Raw genomic sequence first — 749 nt, forward strand, 5'->3', positions numbered from 1 at the left:
GCACGTCGGCGTCCTGCATCTTCGGGCGGAACACGCCGATGCGGTCGACGCCGTAGACGGCGCCGGTGCCCATCATGCGGATGTTCATGCCCTTCTTGAGGGTGCCGTCGACGATGCGCACCAGCACCACGACGCCGAGATAGGCGTCGTACCAGGAATCGATGAGGAGGGCCTTGAGGGGTGCGGCGCGGTCGCCCTTCGGCGCCGGGAGCCGGGTGACGATCGCCTCCAGCACGCCCTCGATGTTGATGCCGGTCTTGGCCGAGATCGGCACGGCCTGCGAGGCGTCGATGCCGATCACCTCCTCGATCTGCTCCTTGACCCGGTCGGGCTCGGCCGCCGGCAGGTCGATCTTGTTGAGGACGGGCACGATCTCGTGGTTGGCGTCGATCGCGTGATAGACGTTGGCGAGCGTCTGCGCCTCCACGCCCTGCGAGGCGTCGACCNNAGTCCACGTGGCCGGGCGTGTCCATGAGGTTGAGGATGTAGGTCTCCCCGTCCTCCGCCTTGTATTCCAGGCGCACGGTCTGGGCCTTGATGGTGATGCCGCGCTCGCGCTCGATGTCCATCGAGTCGAGCACCTGCTCCGTCATCTCGCGCTCCGCCAGCGCGCCGGTGGTCTGGATCAGCCGGACGGCAAGGGTCGACTAGCCGTGGTCGATATGGGCCACGATGGAAAAATTGCGGATCTTGTCGAACGAGGGGGCGGACATGGGGATTTCGGGTTGGCGCGGGCCATCGGCCCGGCG

At 66.9% G+C, this 749-nt stretch carries 1 pseudogene; it reads right to left on the bottom strand.

The window, feature by feature from the left end:
• A pseudogene (locus F0L46_RS26985) lies at positions 1-713 on the bottom strand (GTP-binding protein); the annotation flags it as partial.
• Positions 714-749: the final 36 nt, after the last annotated feature.

The organism is Salinarimonas soli, assembly GCF_008386575.1.
GTDB classification, from domain to species: domain Bacteria; phylum Pseudomonadota; class Alphaproteobacteria; order Rhizobiales; family Beijerinckiaceae; genus Salinarimonas_A; species Salinarimonas_A soli.